Origin of the sequence: Nonomuraea sp. NPDC049480 (assembly GCF_044465905.1) — a bacterium.
Taxonomy (GTDB): domain Bacteria; phylum Actinomycetota; class Actinomycetes; order Streptosporangiales; family Streptosporangiaceae; genus Nonomuraea.
The window spans coordinates 202,009-222,737 of record NZ_JBITMD010000004.1 but is presented as its reverse complement, the minus strand read 5'-3'; the positions used below and the strand labels follow the sequence as shown (position 1 = coordinate 222,737).

Genomic DNA, 20,729 nt, shown 5'->3' with positions numbered 1-20,729 from the left:
GCGTTCGACCTTGCCAGATCGGAAAACGTCATGGGCCGGGCCATGCGTGAGCTTGGCACAACAGCGCCATGCCCTTTGCCCGGAGAATGGACGGTGACGGAGTGGGGCTGGTCAGTAAGGGTTGGCGATCATCAGGTCCTGTGCCGGGAACAGGGTCAGGACCCGGCACCCGTCCTCCGTGACCACCACTTCCTCCTCGATCCTGGCCGCCGAGAACCCGTCGCCCGCCGGACAGTACGTCTCCAGCGCGAACACCATCCCCGCCCGCAGCTCCACCGGCTCCCGCATGCTGTTGAGCCGCGAGATGATCGGCCGCTCGTGCAACCCCAGCCCCAGCCCATGCCCGAACTGCAGCCCGAACGCCGCCATCTCGTTCTCGAATCCGAACTCGGTGGCCCGGGGCCACACCGCCGCCACCTGATCGGTCCCCACCCCCGGCTTGACCATGGCGATCGACGCGTCCATCCACTCCCGCGCCTTCGTATACGCCTCCCGCTGCGAAGCCGTCGCGCTGCCCACCCCGAACGTCCGGTAGTAGCACGTCCGGTAGCCGTTGAAGGAGTGGATGATGTCGAAGAACGCCTGGTCGCCGGGCCGGATGAGCCGGTCGGAGAAGTTGTGCGGGTGCGGGTTGCACCGCTCCCCGCTGACCGCGTTGACCGCCTCCACCTGGTCCGAGCCCATCTCATACAGCCGCTTGTTGACCAGGGCGACGATCTCGTTCTCCCTGACGCCGGGCTTCAGCGCCTCGACGATGTCCTGGTAGACGCCGTCCACCATGGCCGCGGCCTGCGTCAACAGCATGATCTCGTCGCCCGACTTGATGACGCGGGCGTCCAGCATGAGCTGCTGCGCGTCCACCACCCGCAGCCCCTGCCGCCGCATCTCGAACAGGAACGGCGGCTCCACGATGTCCACCCCGACGGGCTCCCCGGCCAGCCCGGCGTCCTCGAGCATGCCCTTGATCTGGCCGACCGCGTCCGCCATCAGCCCAGCCGTGGGGGCGATCGCGCCGCGCAGGCCCAGCATGCCCGCGTGGCAGTCGTCCGGGTCCAGCCACGGGCTGTAGAGCTTGTGGTGGCGGGCGGCCGAGCCGAAGTCCCACAGCCGCACCGGGCCGCCGCGGGTGAGCAGGGCGTACCTGGTCATCTTGTCGCCGAGGGCGCCGCCGATCCAGGTCTGGGTGACGTACCTGATGTTGTAGAAGTCGAACAGCAGGAACGCCCCGCACTCGCTCGCCTCCAGGGAGGCGCGAGCCCGGCTCAGGCGGTGGTCCCTGAGCCGGGCGAAGTCGACGCGCTGCTCGTAGTCGACCCCCATGTGGCCGGGCGCGGGCAGCGGGCGGGTCATGAGCCGAGCCCGTCGTCCACCGCCACGTCCTCGGGTTCGAGGTCCAGGCCGGACGCGGCGGCCTGCAGGTCGAGCAGGATCGCGAAGTCCTCCCCTACCCTGCCCGAGCTGACGGCGGCCTGGATGAGCTGCGCGGTGGCCGCGGTGACGGGCATGGGCACGTCCAGGGCGCGGGCGGCGGCCAGGCCCAGGTCGAAATCCTTGCGGAGGAGGACGGGGGTGAAGGTGGGCGTGTAGTCCACGTTCACGAAGGCCGGGGACTTGTAGCGGGTGAACGCCGAGCCCATGACGCTGTTGTTGAGGAAGTCCAGGAACGCGTGCCGGGGCACCCCGCCCTTCTCGGCCAGCACGGTGATCTCGGCGAGCGTCTGGGTGACGACGCCGAGCAGCAGGTTGTGCGCGATCTTCACCAGGCGGGCGGTCTCGCCCTCCCCCGCGTACGTGACCGACCTGCCGAGATGCCCGAGCAGCCCGGCCACGCCGTCGTAGACGTCGCGCGGTCCCGAGACGACCAGGCTCAGCTTCCCGGCACGCACCACCTTGCCGTTGCCGCTGACCGGCGCGGCCAGGAACGCCACCCCCTGCGAGGCGCACATCTCCCGGGCGGCGGCCGACTGTTCCATGGAGATCGTGGAGCAGTCCACGACCACACCCGGCCGACCGTCGCCGAGCAGCTCGCCCAGCACCTGAGAGAGGTCGGCGGCGGTGCCGACCATGGTGAAGACCACGTCGCGGTCGCGCAGGTCCGCGACCGTGTCCGCGACCGCCGCTCCCGTGGAACGCAGCGGCTCGGCCTTGGCCCGCGTGCGGTTCCAGACGGCCAGGTCCACCCCGGCCCGGGCCAGCCGCTCCGCCATGGGCGCCCCCATGCGGCCGGTGCCGATCCAGCCCACTCGCTGTTTCTGGATCATCAGGTTGTGCCTTTCAGTCGTTGGGCCAGCCAGTCGGCGGTGTAGGGCCGGTGCCAGGGCGCCAGGTTGGCGCAGCCGTGGTTGCCGTCCTCCAGCATGAGCAGCTCGCTGTCGCCGCCCGTCGCGGCGGCCAGCCGCTCGGCCTGCCGCCAGGGGATGAGCCGGTCCTTGCGCCCGAACACCACGAGCAGCGGCGCGGTGATGGCCGTCGCCGTGCCCTCCAGGGTGAGGGTGTACGCCATGCGCCGGGCCTCCTCCTCGGTGCGGGCGCCGGCCCGGACGCGGAAGGTCTCCCTGGTGAGCCGGGGGAGGTCGGACCAGCAGTCGCCGAAGTCGTACGGCCCCGCGAGCGCGACGCACGCCTTGATCCGGTCGTCGGCCGCGGCCGTCACCCGGGGCGCGTAGTAGCCGCCGAGGCTGACGCCCCACACCCCGATCCTGGCGGGGTCGATGCGCGGCTGGGCGGCCAGCGCGTCGAGCAGCGCCTTGCCGGGCTGCGACCAGTCGGCCCTGATCGGCAGGTCGTATTCGGCCTCGCCCTGCCCGGGGCCGTCCACGGCGAACGTGGCGAGCCCGCGTTCGAGGAACAGCTGCTCGACCACGCGGTGCTCCTCCTTGGCCGAGTCCAGCCCGGACAGCATGAGCACCGCCGGGTGCGGGCCGGGACCCGGCGGCACCCGCAGCACGCCGACGAGCAGGCCGCCCTCGAAGTCGATCTCGATGCGCCGCCCGGGCGGCGACAGGTGCGGCAGGGCGTCGTCGAGGCAGGTCACCGCCCGCCGGTGGGCCCGCCGCATCTGGTCGAGATCGGCCACGAACACGAACTTGGCGAAGTGGAAGTAGAGCGCGGCCTGCGCCAGGTGCTGTCCTGCCGACAGCAGGCGGCCGGTGGCCAGCGCCTGCCTGCCCAGCGTCTCGTGCTCGGCGGCCACCGACGACCAGGCGGCGCACCAGCCGTTCCAGCTGTCGAGGCCGCGTGTGATGCGTTCGAAGTCGGAGACGGTCACGCCGTTGGCGGTGAATCTGGGCCCCCAGTGCGCGATGGCGGAGGCGACTCGCTCGTCCATCCCCTGTCACCTCCCAGGTAGAGCGACGCGATCTCAGGGTTGTCCCGGACGGCGGCGGCCGTGCCGGTCAGGCGGACCTTGCCGCCCTCCATCACCACGCCGTGCGTGGCCAGGCCGAGGCCGAGCCGGACGTTCTGCTCGACCAGCAGCACGGTGGTGCCCGCCCGGCTGAGGTCGTGGACGACCGCGGCGACCCCGGCCAGGCCGCGCGGGTCGAGGCCGAGGGACGGCTCGTCGAGCAGGATGAGGCGCGGGTCGAGCATCAGGCATCTGGCGATCTCGACCATCCGCCGCTGCCCGCCGCTGAGGTTGCCGGCGTTGTCGCGGGCCCGCTCGGCCACCAGCGGCATACGTTCCATGACCTGGTCGAGCCGCTCGCGCAGCAGCCGGCGTTCCTTGCGGATCAGATAGCCGCCCATCAGCACGTTCTCGCGTACCGACATGGCGAGGAACAGGGCGTGCGACTGCGGGACCTGGGCGATGCCGCGGCGCAGGATCTCGCCGGGCGGGCGGCCGCCGATGGGCTCGCCGTCCATGCGGATCTCGCCCTCGCTGGGGGTGAGCAGGCCGCTGATGACCCGCAGCACCGTGGACTTGCCCGCGCCGTTGGGCCCGACCACGCAGGTGATCGTCCGCTCGGGGCACTCCAGGTCGACGCCGCGCAGCACGCTGCCGCCGCCGTAACCCGCGACCACGCCCTTGAGCTGCAGCATCTATCTCACCGCCGGCAGCAGGTCGGTCCCGAGGTACGCCTCCAGCACCGCCGGGTCCTCCCGCACCTGCCCGGGCGGCCCTTCGGCGATCAGGCGGCCGCCCGCGAGCACGGCGACCGGGTCGCACAGGTCGAGCACGAGCGGGATGTTGTGCTCGACGATCAGGAAGGTGACGCCGGCCGCGTTGAGCTCGCGGATCACGTCGACGATGCTTCCGAGCAGGCTGGGGTTCACGCCTCCGGCGGGCTCGTCGAGCAGGATCAGGCGGGGCTCCAGCATGAGGACCTGGGCGAGCTCGACGAGCTTCTGCTGCCCGTACGACAGCGCGCCCGCCCGCTGGCCGGCGAAGCGGCCGAGTCCCACGAGGCCGAGCAGTTCGCGGGCGCGCTCGGCCTCGTGGCCGCGTACGGCGTCGGACAGCATGGTGCGCCAGCGCGCGTCGGCCAGCGGGGCGACCACGTTCTCTCGTACGGTCATGTCCGCGAACAGCCGGGTCACCTGGTACGTCCGGCCGAGCCCGAGATGGCAGCGCCGCCATGGCCGCAGCCCGTCGACGCGCCGGCCGTCGAACCAGATCTCGCCGGAGTCGGCGGGCAGCCCGCCGGTGATCAGGTTGAACAGCGTGGTCTTGCCGGACCCGTTCGGGCCGATGAGCGCGGTGATCGTACCCGGGCGGACGTCGAGGGAGACGTCGTCGACCGCCGTGAGGCCGCCGAAGCGCTTGGAGACGCCGCGCACCGACAGGAGCACCTCGCCGGCCGCAGCCTGAGCGGGGGCAGGACCGGCGGGCTCCGGGGCGCGGTCGCGGGCGGAGACCGGTGTCCGGGCCAGCGCGCCCGCCTGGTCCAGGTACTCCACCTCGTCCGGGTGCCGCCGTCGCCACCACGCCTGCGCGGTCGGCAGGATGCCCTGGGGCAGGAACAGCACGACGAGCACGAGCGCGCCCCCGAACAGCAGCACCCTGGACTGGACGCCGCCCGCGTAGACCGTGGCCGCCTCGCTGACCAGGTTGACGATGAACGCCCCGGCCACCGGCCCGTACAGCGTGCCGCGCCCGCCGGCCAGCGCCGCCAGCACGATCGTCACGCTGCCGAGGATGGCGAAGGAGCCGACCGGGTTGATGAAGGTCAGGTAGTAGGCGTGGACGCCGCCCGCCACGCCGATGAAGAACGCGCTGGCCGCGTACGCGACGATCTTGAAGCGGGTGGTGTCGACGCCGATCGAAGCGGCCTTGCCCTCGTCCTCCCTGATCGCGATCAGCCCGGTGCCGAGCTTGGTGCGCCTGATCCACGCGCTGAACAGCACGGTCAGCACCAGCAGCACGAGGAACGCGTAGTAGAAGGGGATGTTCTGGAAGTCGCGGTGCCAGAACGGCAGCTCCAGCGTGATCCCGTCCGAGCCGCGGGTGAGGTCCCTGGCGTTGACCGCGATGATCTGGGCCGCCAGCAGCATGGCGATAGTGATGATCACGAACGCGTGGCCGCGGGTCCTGAGCACGACCGCGCCGATGAGCACCGCGATGACCGTGGCCGTCACGCCGCCCAGCGGCGCCACCCACAGCGGGTTGACGCCCCACCGCGCGGCCAGGATCCCCACCGTGTACGACCCGAGCCCCAGGAACATGCTGTGCCCGAGCGAGATGTAGCCGGCGTACCCGGAGATGATGTTCCAGCTCGTCGCCTGGACGGCCAGCAGGAACCCGAGCAGCAGCACCGCCTGCGGGTACGGCTGCCACGGGTTGATCACGGGATAGCCGGCGAGCACGACCAGGCACGCCGCCGCCACCAGGTGCGCCCGCCTCATGCGGCGTCCTCCCGCAGCCGCGCCCCGAACAACCCCTGGGGCCGCACCAGCAGCACCGCCATGATCACGAGGTAGAACACCAGCGTGGACCAGCCCAGCGAGCCGTAGGTGGCGGTCAGCGTCTCGGCGAGGCCGAGGATCGCTGCCCCGGCCACCGCGCCCGCCAGGCTGCCCAGCCCGCCCAGCACCACGATCCCGAGCAGCCGCGAGATCCACTCGTAGTGCGAGGCCGGGAAGAACGGATACAGCACCGACAGGATGGACCCGCCGACCCCGGCCGTGGCGCTGCCGATCGCGAACGCCAGCGCCGCCGTACCCGCCGCGCCCACGCCGACCAGCGCCGCCCCGGACGGGTTCTGCGTGGCCGCCCTGATCGCCCGCCCGGTCCACGTCCGGTGCAGCACGTAGTACAGAACCGCCAGCACGCCTATCGCCGCCACGAACCCGAACACCTGCGCCTTCGGCAGGGCGATCGCCCCGACCCGGAAGGACTCCTCGAAGTAGGACGGGCTCGCCGACTTGAACTTGTTGCCCGCGGTCAGGTTGAGCACCCCCTCGATGACCAGCGCGAGCCCGAACGTCAGCAGCACCGACATCGCCGGCGACGAGCCGCGGATCCGTGAGACCAGAAGCCGGTACGACAGCCACCCGAACCCGAACATCATCGGCGTGGTGACCACGGACGCCACGATCGGGTCGATCCCGGTCCGGTTCCACAACCACCAGGTCACCATCGCGACCAGCACCAGGAACGCGCCCTGGGCGACGTTGATGATCCGCATCACCCCGAAGATCAGCGTCAGGCCGGAGGCCATGAGCGCGTACACGCCGCCGATCAGCAGCCCCAGCACGACCGCCTGCACGAAGTGCGCCATCGGTCACTTCCAGTCGGGTTTGGGGTTCACCACGGTCTTCGATGTGGCCAGTTCGGGCGGGCCGACCACCTCGACCTTGCCGTCCTGCCACTGGGCGAGCAGGAAGCTGCCCTTGGGCTCGCCGTTCTCCTTCCAGCTCAGCGGCCCGAGCAGGGTCTGCACGGTGTTCGCGTGCAGCCAGTCCTTGATCTTGTCCTGGTCGATCCCGCCGACCGCCTCGACCGCGGTCTGGAGCACCTGCGCGGCCGCGAACGCGTCGGCCGCGTCCTCGGCGGGCGCGGCGTCGTGCGCCTTGCGGTACGCGGCCACGAACTCGGCGTTCAGCGGCGTGGTCGCCTTCTCGTTCCAGCTCACCGTGTAGAAGACGCCCTCGGTGTTGGACAGCCCCACGCCGTCGCTGTACTGGCTGGAGTTGCTGGGCGCGGAGGTCTGGAAGAGCATCTTGGGCGAGAAGCCGAGCTGCTTGAGCGAGCGCACCATCCCGACGCCGTCCTCGAACACCGCGCCCTGCGCGACCAGGTCGGGCTTCCTGCTGGCCAGGGTGCTGGCGACGCTCTGGAAGTGGGTGGTGTCGGCCGGGTAGACCTCGCTGTAGACGGTCTTCACGCCGAGGGCCTCGAGCTGCGTCCGCATCGACTTGATGACCGGCAGCGCGAAGGGGTCGTCCTGGCTGGGGTAGGCGGCGGTCTTGGGCCGCTCGGCCTCGGGCAGCGACTTCACCCAGTTCACGAACACGTCCGCCTGGCGGGGCGCGGTGGCGGGCTGAGCGAAGAACAGGTAGGTGAAGCCGCGCGAGAACATGTCCGGCGCGCCGCCCGCCGGCTCCACGAACACCATGCGGTTCTTCTCCGCCACCGCGGAGGCCGGGTAGTTCAGCAGCGAGGAGAACGTGCCGAGCAGCAGATCCGCCTTGTCCTGCGTGATCAGCTTGGTGTAGTCGGCGACCACGGTGTCCTGGCTGCTCGCGTCATCGACGATCTTGAGCTGGACCTGCCGGCCCAGGACGCCCCCCTTGGCGTTCACCATGTCGCGCCAGATCTCGTAACCGCGCTTGGCCTCGCTGCCCGGCTGGGCGAAGTCCCCGGTCAGCGGCAGCGAGACGCCGATCACGATGGGCTTGTCCACCTCGCTCGCCCGCGTCTCGGACGGGCGCTGCCCGCAGGCCGCCAGGGCCAGGGCGGCCACGACGGCCATCGTCACCGTCAGGCGGGATCGGCGTGCGGGTGATCTGGGGGGTGGTGCGGTCATGAGCCCTCCTCTGAGCCTCTCCGCCGCGCGCCTTCTCGCTCCCCGCAAACGATTGCGATGGCTTGGAGCATCCGTTTGAATGCAGTTACTGTCAAGGGGCTTCGCTGTCCGAATGCAAACGAGTGCACAACGGGAGGGGCCGTGGCCGGACGTCTGGTGGTGGGCGCCTTCAGCCCGTCGGTGCTGCTGCGTACCGCCCGTCGGCTCGGGCTGCTCCCCCGTGGACGTCGCCGAGGAGCCGGTGGCCTCCTCCCCCGCCCAGTTCCGCGCGCTGCTCGACGGCGCCCTCGACGCCGCGCTGACCAGTCCCGACAACGTGATCGCCCACCGGTCCGCGGCCGATGTGCGCATCGTCTCCGCCGTGGACCGCGGCCTCGGCCTGGCTCTCTACGCCCGCCCGGGCCTCACCTCGCCGGCGCAGCTGAAGGGCGAGGTGATCGGCGTGGACGTCCCGCGTTCCGGCTTCGCCTTCGCCCTGTACACGATCCTCGACTCCCTCGGCCTGCGCGGTCCCCAGGCCGGCGACTACCGGCTCGTCGCCCTCGGCTCCACTCCCCGCCGCCTGGAGGCCCTGCTCGCCGGCGAATGCGCGGCCACCATGCTCAACGCGGGCTCCGACCTGCGGGCCGAGCAGGCCGGAGCGGTCCGCGTCGCCGCACTCTCCGACGTGTGCCGCCCGTATCTGGGGACGGTCCTGTGCGGCGTGGGCCCGAACCCCGGCGTGCGCGCCCTCGCCGCCGCGCTCCGGGAGGCCACGGCCGCGATCCTGCGAGGCGACGCGGACGACGTCGTCATCGAGGAGGCCGCCACGGCGCTGCGGCTCCCGGCGGAAGCCGCGACCCGCTACCTTCAGCGCTTGAAAGACCCGGACGAGGGCCTCGTCGCCGACGGGCGCGCGGACGCGGAGTCACTCTCCACGGTCCTCGCCCTGCGGCGCCGGTACGCCACGGTCCCGGACGGGGACCCCCATGACCTGCTCGACCGAGGAGAAGACGGCGGCCGATGACCAACCCCACCCCGTCGCCCGCCCCCACCCTCCGGGACGTCGCCGAGGCCGCCGGCGTCCACACGGCCACGGCCTCCCGCGCGCTCAACCCGAAGACCCGCCAGCAGATCAGCGCCGAGACCGCCCGCCGCGTCATGCGCGCGGCGCAGGCGCTCGGCTACCAGCCCAACTCGGTCGCCCGCAGCCTCAAGACCTCGCGGTCCAGCACCGTGGGCCTGGTCATCCCCGACCTCACCAACCCCCTCTTCCCGCCGATCGTCCGCGGCGTGGAGAGCGTGCTGGAGTCCGACGGTTACAACGTGTGGATCGTCAACACCGACAACGACGAGGAACGCGAGCGCGCCAAGATCGAGTCGCTCCGCTCCCGCCAGGTCGAGGGCCTCATCGTCGCCACCGCCCGCCTCGACCACCCCCTGCTCCGGCAGCTCCACGAGCAGGGCGTCACCATGGTCCTGATCAACCGCCAGGTGCGGGAGCTGCCGGTCCCGGCCGTCACCGGGGACGACGCCACCGGGGTGGCCGCCGCCGTACGCCACCTGGCCGGGCTCGGCCACACCAGGATCGCCCACCTGTCGGGCCCGCTCGGCACCTCCACCGGGCTGGTCCGGTCGCAGGCGTTCCGGCATGCCGTACGCGACCTCGGGCTGGCCGACGACCCGTCGCTCGTGGTGGAGTGCGCGCACTGGAGCGAGGACGACGGCGCCGCCGCCCTGCGCGCGCTCCTGACCCGCACCGGCGACTTCACCGCGGTCGTGGCCGGCAACGACCTCATCGCGCTCGGCTGCTACGACGTCTTCGCCGAACGCGGCCTGTCCTGCCCCGGCGACATCAGCGTCATCGGTTTCAACGACATGCCGTTCCTGGACAAGCTGCGCCCGCCGCTGACGACGGTGGCGGTGCCGCATCACGACCTGGGCGCGGAGGCCGCCCGCATGCTGCTGGACTGCATCGACGAGCCGGGCCGCCCGGCCCGCTCCCTCCTGCTCCCCGCCACGCTCATCGTGCGCGGTTCCACCGCCCCGCCGCCCGGGGCCAGGACGAGTACGCGTCCGTGATGCCCGGCTCCTACGACCATGCTCCGGCTGCGGCTGCCCGAGCGGCGTAGTCGTCGAAATCGACTGGTTCGCGGCCGAGTACTCGCCGCACTCCGTCGGCAGGCTCGGCGACGTGTCCGGCGCGCATCATGTCGAACATCGCGTTGAGCTCCGCGGCGTCGTCCTCGGACGCCCCCTCGGCCAGGAGTTGGGCCCGGTACTCGTCCGGGCTGAGCTCCACGTAGCGGATGGACCGGCCCGCCGCCCGGGCGATGGCCGCCACAGCCGTGCCGAAGCTGAGGGCCCGGGGCCCCGAGAGGTCGTACACCTGTCCGTGATGACCGTCTGACGTCAGCAGGACCGCGGCGACGTCGGCGATGTCCTGGGCGTCGATGAACGGCTCCGGCACGGACCCGGCCGGCAGGGCGAGCCGGCCGGCCCGCAGCGACGCGCACCACAGGTCCTCGTCGAAGTTCTGGCTGAAGTTGTTCGGGCGGATGATCGTCCATTCCGCGCCGGAGTCACGCACGGCCTGCTCCCCGGCGGCCATGCCCTGGAAGTAGTCCCCGGTGATCTGCTCGATCCCGCGGCCGGACAGCGCCACGAAACGAGCGACGCCCGCCTCCGTCGCCTGCTTGACGAAAGGCTCGGCCAGTGCCGGATCCCCCGGAGCCATGAGGTAGACCGCCGACGCCCCGTCAAGGGCGGCCGGCCAGGTGTCCTGATCGGACCAGTCGAACCGCACCTCGCCCGAGCGGGACGCGGCCCGTACGGGCTTGCCCGCGGCCCGGAGCGTGCGCACCAGACGGCGACCGGTCTTGCCCGTCGCTCCCAGGACCAAAATCGCATTCGTGTGAGTCGTCATGGTCAACCAGTCAACCGGTAGCGGCACGGGGCAGGACATGGCTCCTCGTCCGCGGGCCATGTCCGATCGTCCCGACCCTCTATCGTGAGGTTCATGGATCCGTTCGACGATCTGCTGCGAGGTGTCCGCGCGGACGGTGCCGGCTTCAGCCGCACGGAGTTGTCTGCGCCGTGGGCGCTTCGGTTCACCGATGGGCCGTCCCTGACGCTGTTCGCGCCGCTGCGGGGCGAAGGCTGGATCTCCCATGGAGAGAGCGGGAAACCGCGGCCGGCGCGGGTCGGTGACACCGTGATCGCGCGTGGACCGGGGCCGTTCGTTCTCTCCGACCGGCCCCGGCCGGCGGACGCGGAGCCCGCAGATCGCACGGTGCTGCTGGTCGGGACGTACCACGTGCGGGGCGAGGTGTCGCGGCGGCTGCTGGACATGCTGCCACCCGTGCTGGTGGTGCCGGACGGCGATGGTTGCGCGTCGATCCGCGATTTCCTGGACGCGCAGCCCGCCGCGTGTGCGCCGGGGCAGCAGGTCGTGGCGGATCGCCTGCTCGACTGGCTGCTGGTGTGCACGTTGCGGACCTGGTTCGACCAGCCGGAGACCGTTCCACCGGGCTGGTACCACGCGTTGGGCGACGACGCGATCGGCTCGGTCTTGCGCGCGATGCATGCCGCACCGGCCCGGCCTTGGACGCTCGCCACCCTCGCCGGCGAGGCGGGGGTGTCGCGTACGACGCTGGCCAAGCGGTTCGCCCTGCTGGTGGGTGAGCCGCCGCTGACCTACCTGACCAACTGGCGGATGGCCCTGGCCGCCGATCTGCTGATCGAATCCACCGCGACGGTCGCCGCAGTGGCCCACCAGGTGGGATACGCGGACGCGTTCGGCTTCAGCGCGGCCTTCAAACGCTTCCACGGGGTGAGCCCCAGCGAGTACCGCAGGACCTGCCGCACGGATGCCGACTGCGCCGGCGCCGAATGCTCGCCGGCCTAGCCGGCGACGCGACCTGGCAGGACTCGCCCGAGGCCGCACCGTCTCGGCCGTTCTGTCGGACCCACTTGTCAAGATCGCCTGTATGAGCACGCAACCCCCCACGTCCGCGAGAGCGGACGTGCACGTGAGCCATCATCACCCCCTTGTCGGCGAAGGTCTTCACCTTCGCGGTGGTCAGGGCGTCGATCAGGCCAGTGGTGCGTGCCGCGATCAGGTCGTGGGTCGCGCCCGGCAGGGCGGGCGAGGCCCACACCAGCCGGCCCGCCGGGTCGGCCAAGACCTGGGCGTTCATACCGTGGCGTTTGTGTTTTCCGGAGTAGTACGGCCGCTCGTCGGCCAGCCGGTCGATCGGGATCAGGGTGCCGTCGAGGATGGCGTAGGCCAGCCGGCAGGCGCGTAAGACGGCGGCGGTGACATCGTCGGCGAGCCTGGCGAGCAGGTCAACCGCCTCGCGGACGTAGCGCCAGGCGGTGCTGGTGCCGATGGCGAACCCCGCGGCCAGACGCGCGTAGGTGTCGCCATTGCGCAGGTGGGCCAGCACCAGCAGGGCTTGCCGGGCCGCATCCAGGCGCCGCCACCGGCAGCGCCGTTCGGCCCGCCGGACGCGGATCAGCTCGGCCAGGCGGATCAGGGTGTGATGGGACAGCGGTATCGCGGCAGGGTAAGACAGCAACGAGGCTCTCCGGTAGAGGCATCGGATCTTGGTTGACTGCTGTCTTACCGAGAGCCTCTTCTCATGCCAACCCGTCCCCGTGCGTGCCCGCGATGACCTGCGCGATCGTCCACGCTGTCCTCGTCCTCCAAACGATCGAAGATGGCCGTTACTGACCCGCGATCATGTTGTGACCAGCAGACTGGGGTTTCGGCGACGAAAGTCGCCCAGCACTACGCCAGGCTGCGGGACATGACCGCCAACAAGGTTCTGGATAACGCGGTGCTCGCCGTTCAGCACGACATGGACGCGACCGGTGTCGTTGGACGACTCGGCTTCGACACCCCGGAGTGGGACGACCTCGGCTACCTGCGCGTCGAGTACAAGGGTCAATACTCCAGCCTCGGGCTGCGTGATGACGAAGAGCATGAGCCGGTTGTCACCCTCGTTCTGATCGCTGATCTGGCCCAGGAAGTGATCGCCGAGCAGGACGGGAAGATCTGGCCGACCTGTCCAGCACACTCTCTCGGGTTGCATCCGAAGCACGCGGGCGGGGCGGCGCTTTGGACATGCAAGGGCGGAGGCGGTCACGCGGTGGCTGCGATCGGAGAACTGGAGTGACGAGGCCTGACACCGGGACCAGCGACGTTCACTGAGCCACTTCGTCCCGCGTGCCGGGCGTCCCGAGCACAGTCACATGGGGACAGCTCAGACTGAGCGGGTCGCCGGTGGCCTGCCTAGCAGTGCTCCTCGCCAGACCCCCCGATGAGCTGCGGCGTCAGGATGGAAAAGGCTCATTGATGAGTTGGGTGAGAGCCTAAAGGGCTTGTCCGATCAATCGTCCAGATCGCTCGATAAGAGTTGGACGTACAGACCACCTGCTGTGTGCGGATCAGCAGTGGTGGGCGATCCACCAGAAACAGCAGGCCGATGAGGCCGGTGCTGGTGGCGTGGGCGAAGCCGCGTGCCAGGGCGATAGCGATGGTGCGGCGCAGACGGTAGATGCCGGCAGAGCGGCGTCGGGGCGAAGAGGATGATCTCGGCCGACTGCCGCTTGGCGATCACCTCGGTGGTAGGGAAGACCCCCGCCCCAACAGGCACGCAGGCGTGACTGATTTTGAATGATCTTCCCGCGACATTGGAGGGGTGACGAAATTGCTCGCTGCTGCTGTCGCCGGTTCCCTGGTCCTCGCCCCTGTCGCCCCCGCCTTCGCCGCCGCCGTAACGCCCTCGCCGCAGTCCCACCTTGACCTGCTCACCGCCGAAGACGGCATGGCGGGCGCGTTGAGCCAGGTGCGGAGTCCAAGCGGCGCGACCGTGACGCGGCGCTCCGGCACCGCGGAGCGGGGCACCGGGAAGCCGATGATCGGCCCCCAGGGCCGGTTCAGGATCGCCAGCGGGAGCAAGCCGATCATTGCCGCCACCGTACTGCGGCTGGTCGATCAGAAGAAGATCGACCTGGACGCCAGGGTGGAGCGTTACCTGCCCGGGGTGCTGCGCGGCACCGGCGACGGCGCCGAGATCGACGGTCGAAAGATCACCGTCCGGATGCTGCTGCAGCAGACCAGCGGCCTGCCCGAGTACCTCAACGCGATCAAGTGGAAGGAACCCTTCCCAGACTTCCTGCAGGTGGCGCTGACGCTCAAGCCCACGCCCCGCGGCTCATTCGCCTACGCCAACACCAACTACCTGGTCCTCGGCATGATCGTGACCGCAGCGACCGGCAAGGACTTCCGGCAGGCGAGCCGGGACCTGATCCTCAAGCCGTACGGGATGCGGGACACGTACTGGCCGGCCAAAGGCGACCACGGCATCCGCGGCCCGCACGCGCACACCTACGGGGTGCACCCCGGCCATCCGCAGGGCGGCGAGGTGGACGTGACCGACCAGCTGCCCACCTACGAGTTCGGGGCCAGTGGCGGCCTGGTCTCCACTCCCGAAGACCTCAACCGGTTCTGGCGTAAGGCCCCGCTGAGCAAGATGATGACCCGGTCAGTGAAGGTCGAGCAGGAAGGCTGGCCCGAGGGCGCCCGCTACGGCTTCGGCGCGGCCCGGATGAAGTCGAGCTGCGGCTACGCCTACTTCGTCGCCGGCGACATACCGGGGGCCGCGGTGATCAGCGGCCGGGACCGGGCCGGGCGCGCCGCCACCGTCTACACCACTGGCGTGCCCGCCAACCGGCAGCATCTGATCGACGCCTTCGTCGCCGCGATGTGCGACCGCTGAGTCCGGGTGGCCAGGCGGACCGCTTCAGTGCAGCCCCGCAGCCACACCCGGTCCGGCTGGGCCCGGACCACCCCGACACCTGGCCACCCGGCACAGTTTGCAGTACTGGCGAGAACGAGCGGCCGGTCAGGAATGGAGCGTTTCTCGCTCTTTCAGAGACGCGCGATTGCCAGAGAAGATCACCAGAGGGCAGGCGACGGAACCGATCATCTTCTTCTTGCATCTCTGGAACGGGACCTCCGAGGAAATCGAGAGACGACCTGGCACCCCGACATCCGGTGCAGGGGCTCCTGGTCGGCCGGCTCCAGCAGGGCGTGGCTCCAGTCCAGCACGGCCCGCACTGAGCGGTGCCGGTCATCGGCGCGGGAGCCGCCGGTGAGCATCCGGAGCGGGTGGGACAGGGCGGCGGTGATGCCGTCCAGCCCGAGCGTGGGATAGCGGGCGGCGGCCAGCTCGATCGCCAGCGCCATGCCGTCCAGCCGCGCACAGATCGCGGCGATCTGGTCGTGTCGTGGCGGATCCAGCGGCCAGCCGGCTGCCGCCGCCCGCTCCATGAACAGCGCGACCGCGTCCGACTCGCCGGCCAGCGACAACGGCGGGACCTGATACACCCGCTCGAACGGCACCATCAGCCGGGCCTGGCTGGTCGCCAGCACGGTCACTCGAGGGCAGGCCGCGAGCAGCCGCTCGAGAAACAGCGCCACCCCGTCCACGACGTGCTCGCAGTTGTCGAACACCAGCAACGCCTGACGGCCGGCCAGCGCGCCGAACACCGACTCGGTCAAGTCGCGGCCGGGCTGCTCGCCGAGTCCCAGCGCACCCGCGACAGCGGTCGCGATCATGCCGGGATCGGTGACCGGGATCAGGTCGACGAACCACACCCCGTCGCCGTACTGGCCGGCTACCTCCGCGGCCACAGCCAACGCGAGCCGGGTCTTGCCCACGCCGCCAGGACCAGCCGCAGTCACCTGGCGGTGCGTCATGATCATCTCGGACAGCTCTACCCGCTCCCTGGCCCGGCCGATGAACGAGGTCAGCGGGGCCGGCGGGGGGACCGGTTCCTGATGAGGCTGATCGACGGCTGCGCGCTGGGCGAGCGCTCGCCGATCCGGCACCCCCAGCTTGCGCAGCAGTGAGGAAACGTGGCTCTCGACGGTGCGTACCGAGATGAACAGCTGCGCTGCGATCTCAGCGTTGCTGAAGTGAGAGCCGAGGAGCTCCAGTACTTCGGCCTCCCTCGGAGAGATGTCACATTCTGTCGCATTTCCTCCGTGCTCCATCCGTGCCGGCGATCCGTGGTCGGTTCCGTGGTCGCCACGGATGCTCACCGACCAGGCCGGGACAAGGCTAGGAGCACAACAGATCGCGCCTACAGGAGTAATCATGATCAAGACCGTGCTGCACCCCGTGTCCGACCTGGCCAAGGCCAAGGAGGTCTACGCGGCCCTGCTCGGCGTCCAGCCAGAAAACGACACTCCTTACTACGTCGGCTTCGAGGCCGGCGGTCAGCACATCGGGCTGGTGCCGAACGGTGGACCACAGGGCATGACCGCCCCGGTGGCCTACTGGCACGTGCCGGACATCGAGGCGAAGCTCGCCGAGGTGACCGCCGCAGGGGCCACGGTGCAGGAGGCGGCGCACGACGTCGGAGGCGGCCGCCTGGTGGCCACTTTCACCGACCCCGATGGCAATGTCCTCGGCCTCATTCAGGACCGATAAGAGGGAAACTGCAATGACCTCCATTCACTCTGTCACGTTCGAAGTTGCTGACCCCACGGCCGCCGATGACTTCTACGCCACTGCTTTCGGCGTGGGAGCCGGCGTACTTACCCGCGCTTCACAGGCGCCCACGACCGGCTCGGTCCGGTGAACCCACCACCAGCCGGACGGCGAAAACACCCGCCGTCCGGCCACCCCCCTCCTCGGCTATGGAGATGATGAGCATGACCAGCCCTCCGGCCCGCCCCCTCGACCAGCGGATCCGCGACACCCTGGACCGGCTCGAGCACGACGTCGACGCCTGGTTCGCCACCGCCGACCCTGCCGGCTCGCCCTACCTCATGCCGCTGTCGTTCCTCTGGGACGGCCAGACCCTGCTCATCTCCACGGCTGGAACCAACCCCACGGCCCGGTTCCTAGAGGCGACCGGCACGATCAGGATTGCGTTGGGCCACACGCGCGACGTCGTCCTCATCAATGCCGAACTCCGCGAGACGATCCTCGCCGTCGACATCCCGGACGAGGTCGGCGACGCCTTCGCTGCCAAGACCGGCTTCGACCCCCGCGAACAACGCGGCGGCTACCCCTACTTCCGCCTGGCCCCGCGCCAGGTACAAGCCTGGCGCGAGGTGAATGAGCTCATCGGCCGCAACCTCATGACCGACGGGAAGTGGCTTACCGGTGACGCAGCGCCAGGATGGTAGACCCCCGATACCCGAAGATCCTCAGTTCCGACAATCACCGGGTACGCGGCCCGCGCGAGTCCCGGCCACGGCGACGAAGACGCCGCCGCTCATACAGCGGATCACATCACGGTGGCTGTGCTGACGCAGGAACAAACAGAACCCGGCCAACCCGATCTGAAAGGTAGTGACAGGATATGAACCGGCAGGTCAGCGACAACCAACTCGGCGTCAAGGACATTGATCAGCAGCCCAAGGGGCGCGGAACGAGGTTCACGCTCAACGGTGCACTTTGGACACTTCAAGTGTTGTTCGGCTTCTTCTTTGCCGGCAGCGGTTTCGGCAAGGTGCTGTTGTACGACGAAGTTCTGTATGCGGCAGCGCCCCGGGCCGTGGCTTGGTACGCCGCGGTGCCGCAGCCCCTGATCGTCTTCGTCGGGGTCTGTGAGGTACTTGGCGGCGTCGGCCTGATCCTGCCGGCGATGACGGGGGTTAAGCCGAAGCTGACGCCGCTCGCCGCCGCCGGCCTGACGCTGACGATGATTCTCGCGGCTGGTTTTCATGTCATGCGCAGCGAATACGAGTTGGTGCCTGCGAATCTCTTGCTGGGAGGCGTCGCGGCGTTCATCGCGGTTGGACGATGGAAGCTGAGGCCCATCGCACCCGCGATCATCACCACCTCACGAGCACTCAAGTCGATCGCGGTCCTCGGCGCACTGGCCCTGCTGGTATTCGCTCCGACGTGGTACACGATGACAAACGTCCAATACTGATCACTCCGTTTCGCACGCCGACTGCCTGCCCCGGCTACCTCGCCAGCATGGGGTCTGGTACTGGCAGGGACCCGGTCATCCGGTGCGAGGGTATCGGCCTGTCGTTGCGGAGGCTGCCAGGACGTACACGGTATCGGTGTTCGTCCAGGTCAGCGGCACAGTACGGGCATCGGAGACGTGACAGGGAACAGTCTTCCTCGTCACAGCCAAGCTCGCCGCCGAAACCGGAACCACCTACAGCCGCTACGCCCCCGGCGACCACGCACGGTCACCACTACCCAGGCCAGCTCGCCGAACTGACGATCGTTGAATACTGCGATCAGGGAAGATCCGAGCGCTGTCGTCGGCCACGAAGTCTCTCCAGCGCGTCCGCGATCTCACTGACCTGCTCCGGCTGCCGGGTGCACCAATCTGAGACATCGTTGAACCATCGGTTCCAGATGGAACCGACAGCGTGGGCGGTGATCTCTTCCTCACCGCACACGAGGGCAGCGAGATCACCCACCTCGGAGTCGTACTCGTCTTCAGGAGCCCCCATGCCCAACAGACCTTCGGGGTCGTACCGGTTGATCAATGCACGGACAGCAGCGGCCACCTGATCGTCAGTCATGACTCCAGAATGCCTCATCACAGCCGAGCCTCCGTTGCGATCACTGTCGGTCACATCTACACCCGACGACCGGACGAACACGCGGCAGTTGATTACGCGACTCCGCCAGTCCTGGACCCGAACTGCAGAGCCACGTACAAGTAGACGTGCAGAGACGATCAGCCCCGCATCAGTCATGAAGGATGGGGGCATGCGGCGGGCATTGGTGCTTGGCGAAGGCGGTCTCACGGGGATCGCCTGGGAACTGGGCATGCCGGCCGGTCTGGACGAGCATGGCGTCGACCTCTCCGCACCGGTGACGCGCGCCGGCGGCCCGGTGGAGACTGTCGAGCAGCAGCGCTCCAGGCTCGCCGCCGCTCAGGCGGTGGCGTCACACCGGACGAGGCCACCAGAAAGGCGATCGGCATCGGCGTGCTAGACCCCTCCCGCCGCGCACCTGCCGCCCGCGCAGGTCACGCCCAGGCTGCCACCGTCACGGACTTGGTACGCGGTGGCCGGCAGTCGCACCATTAGCCGAAAGCACCGGGGATCGGCCAGATCAAGCCCACCCAGCGCCGGCTACGCCGACAGCCGGCCGCGATCATTACTGACACCCTCTCAGCGCTGACGGTGGAGCGGAGTGACGTTCGGTTCGGGTAGGTCCAGCTGGGCTCGCGGTTCCTGGTTCTCCAGGGTGAGCTGGTGGACGGCCCGGACCGGCGCGGGAACGTCTTCCCGGATCTGGGCGAGTCACTTGCTCTTGTTCGCGATCGTCTTCTTCAACTTGACGATCGTCTCGCGCAGGCGCACCTCGACGTCGGGGGAGGTGCCGGCGAGTTCCGGCGGCCCGTAAGGCGAGATGCGCCACAGAGTGTGCGAGGGACGTCGGATCGGTCGCAAGGCTGACCCGGGGGTACGGCGGAAGTCGCACACGCCCCCAGTACCCGCGCCGGGAAGGGCAGACAAAAGCCTGTTCCTGCGGCCGATGGCCCGGGCCGATGCCGCTCATAGCGTTGGCGGGAAGCGGCCACGCGGCGTGGGGTCAGGTCGGGCCCTGCCCAGGTACTGAAGGAGGAACACATGAAGAGAGCGGTGCGCAGCATCACCGCGGCCGCCGCGGGCTTGGCGGCGGCCGTGCTTCTGGCGGCCCCCGCCAACGCCGTGCCTGCGCCAGAGAAGAAGGCCTTAGCACTGCCGGAAGCCGGCGACGTGCTCGTGCTGCCGAAGCCGACGGGGTCGCATCCGGTCGGCCGGGAGGTGTTGCACCTGGTCGACCAGAGCCGGATGGACCCATGGGTGCCGACCGGGCCACGGGAGCTCATGGTCTCGGTCTGGTACCCGGCCGCGGCGGAGCGCGGCAAGCGCGTGCCGTACGCGACGGCCGAGGAATCCCGGCTGATGTTGGAATCGGTGGGAGTCATCGGCGTGCCCTCGGACATCCTGACCAGGGTTCGCCCGCACGCGCGGGCCGGCGCGCCGCCGTTGCGCAGCGACCGCAGGCTGCCGCTGGTCGTGGTCTCCCCGGGCTTCAGCGACCCCCGCTGGATGCTCACGACCCTGGCCGAGGACCTGGCCAGCCGGGGATACGTCGTGGTCGGCGTGGATCACACGTACGAGGGGTCGGGAGTCACCTTCCCCGACGGCCGGGTGACCGGGTGCCTGCTGTGTGAACGAGAGCACAGGGACGGCAAGGAGATCGTCGCCAACCGGGCGCGGGACAACTCGTTCGTGCTCGACCGCCTGCTCGCTCACGCGACGTACGGGCGAATGATCGACCACGACCGGATCGGAGTCGTCGGTCATTCGATGGGCGGGGCCGCCGCCGCGGGGACCATGCTCACCGACCGGCGGGTGGACGCCGGGGTCAATCTGGACGGAGGGTTCCAGCAGGCGCTCGACCGCGACCTGGACCGCCCGTTCCTCATGCTGTCCGCCCATTTCGATCCGAACGTGCACATCGACTGGAACGCCGCCTGGGACCACCTGACCGGCTGGCGCCAGTGGCTGGACGTGCCGCTGATGGAGCACCGGTCATACAGCGACGCGCCCTTCGTGGGCGAGTGGCTCGGCGTGACCGGGTGGGCGTTGCCCGGCGCGCGGTCCGTGGAGATCACGCGCACGTACGTGGCCGCGTTCTTCGACCGGCACCTGCGCAACCGGCACAGTCCCTTGCTGAAGTGGCCCTCACCGTGGTTTCCCGAGGTCCGTTTCATGGGCCCGACCGCTGAGTGATC

21 protein-coding genes and 1 pseudogene are annotated in these 20,729 nt (G+C 69.8%); 10 read left to right on the top strand and 12 right to left on the bottom strand.

The window, feature by feature from the left end; genetic code table 11:
* Nucleotides 1-111 precede the first annotated feature (111 nt).
* The 7 genes from ACIBX3_RS14275 to ACIBX3_RS14245 are packed head-to-tail and all read right to left on the bottom strand — an operon-like array spanning nt 112 to nt 7,967.
* Complete coding sequence (locus ACIBX3_RS14275; RefSeq protein WP_397116785.1) at nt 112-1,350, bottom strand: M24 family metallopeptidase; 1,239 nt, start codon at nt 1,348-1,350, stop codon at nt 112-114.
* Nucleotides 1,347-2,261 carry an NAD(P)-dependent oxidoreductase gene (locus tag ACIBX3_RS14270; RefSeq protein WP_397116783.1) on the bottom strand — a complete coding sequence of 305 codons (915 nt, stop codon included), beginning with the start codon at nt 2,259-2,261 and terminating at the stop codon, nt 1,347-1,349. The genes ACIBX3_RS14275 and ACIBX3_RS14270 overlap by 4 nt, the downstream gene beginning before the upstream one ends.
* On the bottom strand, nt 2,261-3,328 hold the full coding sequence (locus ACIBX3_RS14265; RefSeq protein ID WP_397116781.1) for an alpha/beta hydrolase family protein: 1,068 nt from the start codon (nt 3,326-3,328) through the stop codon (nt 2,261-2,263). The genes ACIBX3_RS14270 and ACIBX3_RS14265 overlap by 1 nt, the downstream gene beginning before the upstream one ends.
* Nucleotides 3,265-4,041: an ABC transporter ATP-binding protein gene (locus ACIBX3_RS14260; RefSeq protein WP_397116779.1), complete on the bottom strand. Its 777-nt coding sequence runs from the start codon at nt 4,039-4,041 to the stop codon at nt 3,265-3,267. The genes ACIBX3_RS14265 and ACIBX3_RS14260 overlap by 64 nt, the downstream gene beginning before the upstream one ends.
* Nucleotides 4,042-5,844: an ATP-binding cassette domain-containing protein gene (locus ACIBX3_RS14255; protein WP_397116777.1), complete on the bottom strand. Its 1,803-nt coding sequence runs from the start codon at nt 5,842-5,844 to the stop codon at nt 4,042-4,044.
* Nucleotides 5,841-6,719: a branched-chain amino acid ABC transporter permease gene (locus ACIBX3_RS14250; RefSeq protein ID WP_397116775.1), complete on the bottom strand. Its 879-nt coding sequence runs from the start codon at nt 6,717-6,719 to the stop codon at nt 5,841-5,843. Before ACIBX3_RS14250 ends, ACIBX3_RS14255 begins: the two co-directional genes overlap by 4 nt.
* Nucleotides 6,720-6,722: 3 nt before the next feature.
* On the bottom strand, nt 6,723-7,967 hold the full coding sequence (locus ACIBX3_RS14245; RefSeq protein ID WP_397116773.1) for an amino acid ABC transporter substrate-binding protein: 1,245 nt from the start codon (nt 7,965-7,967) through the stop codon (nt 6,723-6,725).
* Between the two features lie 220 nt (nt 7,968-8,187).
* Here ACIBX3_RS14245 and ACIBX3_RS14240 point away from each other — a divergent pair, with 220 nt between their 5' ends.
* Complete coding sequence (locus ACIBX3_RS14240) at nt 8,188-8,973, top strand: ABC transporter substrate-binding protein (protein WP_397116771.1); 786 nt, start codon at nt 8,188-8,190, stop codon at nt 8,971-8,973.
* A complete protein-coding gene (locus ACIBX3_RS14235) occupies nt 8,970-10,028 on the top strand; it encodes a LacI family DNA-binding transcriptional regulator (RefSeq protein WP_397116769.1) in 1,059 nt (352 codons plus the stop codon). Before ACIBX3_RS14240 ends, ACIBX3_RS14235 begins: the two co-directional genes overlap by 4 nt.
* Before the next feature lie 10 nt (nt 10,029-10,038).
* On the opposite strand, the gene ACIBX3_RS14230 is transcribed toward ACIBX3_RS14235, so the two are convergent.
* Nucleotides 10,039-10,872: an NAD(P)H-binding protein gene (locus tag ACIBX3_RS14230; RefSeq protein ID WP_397116767.1), complete on the bottom strand. Its 834-nt coding sequence runs from the start codon at nt 10,870-10,872 to the stop codon at nt 10,039-10,041.
* 93 nt (nt 10,873-10,965) lie between these two features.
* On the opposite strand from ACIBX3_RS14230, the gene ACIBX3_RS14225 reads away from it, so the two are divergent.
* On the top strand, nt 10,966-11,853 hold the full coding sequence (locus ACIBX3_RS14225; protein WP_397116765.1) for an AraC family transcriptional regulator: 888 nt from the start codon (nt 10,966-10,968) through the stop codon (nt 11,851-11,853).
* Between the two features lie 109 nt (nt 11,854-11,962).
* Here the strand turns inward: ACIBX3_RS14225 and ACIBX3_RS14220 are convergent.
* Nucleotides 11,963-12,526: pseudogene (locus tag ACIBX3_RS14220) on the bottom strand (transposase family protein); the annotation flags it as partial.
* 231 nt (nt 12,527-12,757) lie between these two features.
* Here ACIBX3_RS14220 and ACIBX3_RS14215 point away from each other — a divergent pair.
* Nucleotides 12,758-13,126, top strand: a complete 369-nt coding sequence (locus ACIBX3_RS14215; RefSeq protein ID WP_397116764.1) for a hypothetical protein — start codon at nt 12,758-12,760, stop codon at nt 13,124-13,126.
* Nucleotides 13,127-13,651: 525 nt separating this feature from the next.
* Nucleotides 13,652-14,731 carry a serine hydrolase domain-containing protein gene (locus ACIBX3_RS14210; protein ID WP_397116762.1) on the top strand — a complete coding sequence of 360 codons (1,080 nt, stop codon included), beginning with the start codon at nt 13,652-13,654 and terminating at the stop codon, nt 14,729-14,731.
* Between the two features lie 206 nt (nt 14,732-14,937).
* Here ACIBX3_RS14210 and ACIBX3_RS14205 read toward each other — a convergent pair whose 3' ends face one another.
* Nucleotides 14,938-16,011 (bottom strand): ATP-binding protein, encoded by a 1,074-nt coding sequence (locus ACIBX3_RS14205; protein WP_397116760.1) that lies wholly within the window; start codon nt 16,009-16,011, stop codon nt 14,938-14,940.
* A gap of 103 nt (nt 16,012-16,114) precedes the next feature.
* On the opposite strand from ACIBX3_RS14205, the gene ACIBX3_RS14200 reads away from it, so the two are divergent.
* The 3 genes from ACIBX3_RS14200 (at nt 16,115) to ACIBX3_RS14190 (ending at nt 17,906) form a co-directional block, all read left to right on the top strand.
* Nucleotides 16,115-16,450, top strand: coding sequence for a VOC family protein (locus ACIBX3_RS14200; protein ID WP_397116758.1), 336 nt, complete (start codon nt 16,115-16,117; stop codon nt 16,448-16,450).
* 224 nt (nt 16,451-16,674) lie between these two features.
* Entirely contained in the window at nt 16,675-17,154 is a 480-nt protein-coding gene (locus ACIBX3_RS14195; protein ID WP_397116756.1) for a pyridoxamine 5'-phosphate oxidase family protein, read from the top strand.
* Nucleotides 17,155-17,330: 176 nt separating this feature from the next.
* Complete coding sequence (locus ACIBX3_RS14190) at nt 17,331-17,906, top strand: DoxX family protein (RefSeq protein ID WP_397116754.1); 576 nt, start codon at nt 17,331-17,333, stop codon at nt 17,904-17,906.
* Between the two features lie 319 nt (nt 17,907-18,225).
* Here the strand turns inward: ACIBX3_RS14190 and ACIBX3_RS14185 are convergent, their stop codons facing one another.
* A complete protein-coding gene (locus tag ACIBX3_RS14185) occupies nt 18,226-18,516 on the bottom strand; it encodes a hypothetical protein (protein ID WP_397116752.1) in 291 nt (96 codons plus the stop codon).
* A 190-nt stretch (nt 18,517-18,706) separates the two neighbouring features.
* Here ACIBX3_RS14185 and ACIBX3_RS14180 point away from each other — a divergent pair, with 190 nt between their 5' ends.
* Nucleotides 18,707-18,934 carry a hypothetical protein gene (locus tag ACIBX3_RS14180; RefSeq protein ID WP_397116750.1) on the top strand — a complete coding sequence of 76 codons (228 nt, stop codon included), beginning with the start codon at nt 18,707-18,709 and terminating at the stop codon, nt 18,932-18,934.
* Between the two features lie 311 nt (nt 18,935-19,245).
* On the opposite strand, the gene ACIBX3_RS14175 is transcribed toward ACIBX3_RS14180, so the two are convergent.
* Nucleotides 19,246-19,395 (bottom strand): hypothetical protein, encoded by a 150-nt coding sequence (locus tag ACIBX3_RS14175; protein ID WP_397116748.1) that lies wholly within the window; start codon nt 19,393-19,395, stop codon nt 19,246-19,248.
* 180 nt (nt 19,396-19,575) lie between these two features.
* On the opposite strand from ACIBX3_RS14175, the gene ACIBX3_RS14170 reads away from it, so the two are divergent.
* A complete protein-coding gene (locus tag ACIBX3_RS14170) occupies nt 19,576-20,727 on the top strand; it encodes an alpha/beta hydrolase family protein (RefSeq protein ID WP_397116746.1) in 1,152 nt (383 codons plus the stop codon).
* Nucleotides 20,728-20,729 lie beyond the last annotated feature (2 nt).

Coding starts and splice junctions, on each gene's coding strand:
- ACIBX3_RS14275 (WP_397116785.1), bottom strand. CDS start 1,350: ATGACCCGCCCGCTGCCCGCGCCCGGCCACATGGGGGTCGACTACGAG.
- ACIBX3_RS14270 (WP_397116783.1), bottom strand. CDS start 2,261: ATGATCCAGAAACAGCGAGTGGGCTGGATCGGCACCGGCCGCATGGGG.
- ACIBX3_RS14265 (WP_397116781.1), bottom strand. CDS start 3,328: ATGGACGAGCGAGTCGCCTCCGCCATCGCGCACTGGGGGCCCAGATTC.
- ACIBX3_RS14260 (WP_397116779.1), bottom strand. CDS start 4,041: ATGCTGCAGCTCAAGGGCGTGGTCGCGGGTTACGGCGGCGGCAGCGTG.
- ACIBX3_RS14255 (WP_397116777.1), bottom strand. CDS start 5,844: ATGAGGCGGGCGCACCTGGTGGCGGCGGCGTGCCTGGTCGTGCTCGCC.
- ACIBX3_RS14250 (WP_397116775.1), bottom strand. CDS start 6,719: ATGGCGCACTTCGTGCAGGCGGTCGTGCTGGGGCTGCTGATCGGCGGC.
- ACIBX3_RS14245 (WP_397116773.1), bottom strand. CDS start 7,967: ATGACCGCACCACCCCCCAGATCACCCGCACGCCGATCCCGCCTGACG.
- ACIBX3_RS14235 (WP_397116769.1), top strand. CDS start 8,970: ATGACCAACCCCACCCCGTCGCCCGCCCCCACCCTCCGGGACGTCGCC.
- ACIBX3_RS14230 (WP_397116767.1), bottom strand. CDS start 10,872: ATGACGACTCACACGAATGCGATTTTGGTCCTGGGAGCGACGGGCAAG.
- ACIBX3_RS14225 (WP_397116765.1), top strand. CDS start 10,966: ATGGATCCGTTCGACGATCTGCTGCGAGGTGTCCGCGCGGACGGTGCC.
- ACIBX3_RS14215 (WP_397116764.1), top strand. CDS start 12,758: ATGACCGCCAACAAGGTTCTGGATAACGCGGTGCTCGCCGTTCAGCAC.
- ACIBX3_RS14205 (WP_397116760.1), bottom strand. CDS start 16,011: ATGGAGCACGGAGGAAATGCGACAGAATGTGACATCTCTCCGAGGGAG.
- ACIBX3_RS14200 (WP_397116758.1), top strand. CDS start 16,115: ATGATCAAGACCGTGCTGCACCCCGTGTCCGACCTGGCCAAGGCCAAG.
- ACIBX3_RS14195 (WP_397116756.1), top strand. CDS start 16,675: ATGACCAGCCCTCCGGCCCGCCCCCTCGACCAGCGGATCCGCGACACC.
- ACIBX3_RS14190 (WP_397116754.1), top strand. CDS start 17,331: ATGAACCGGCAGGTCAGCGACAACCAACTCGGCGTCAAGGACATTGAT.
- ACIBX3_RS14185 (WP_397116752.1), bottom strand. CDS start 18,516: ATGACTGACGATCAGGTGGCCGCTGCTGTCCGTGCATTGATCAACCGG.
- ACIBX3_RS14180 (WP_397116750.1), top strand. CDS start 18,707: ATGCGGCGGGCATTGGTGCTTGGCGAAGGCGGTCTCACGGGGATCGCC.
- ACIBX3_RS14170 (WP_397116746.1), top strand. CDS start 19,576: ATGAAGAGAGCGGTGCGCAGCATCACCGCGGCCGCCGCGGGCTTGGCG.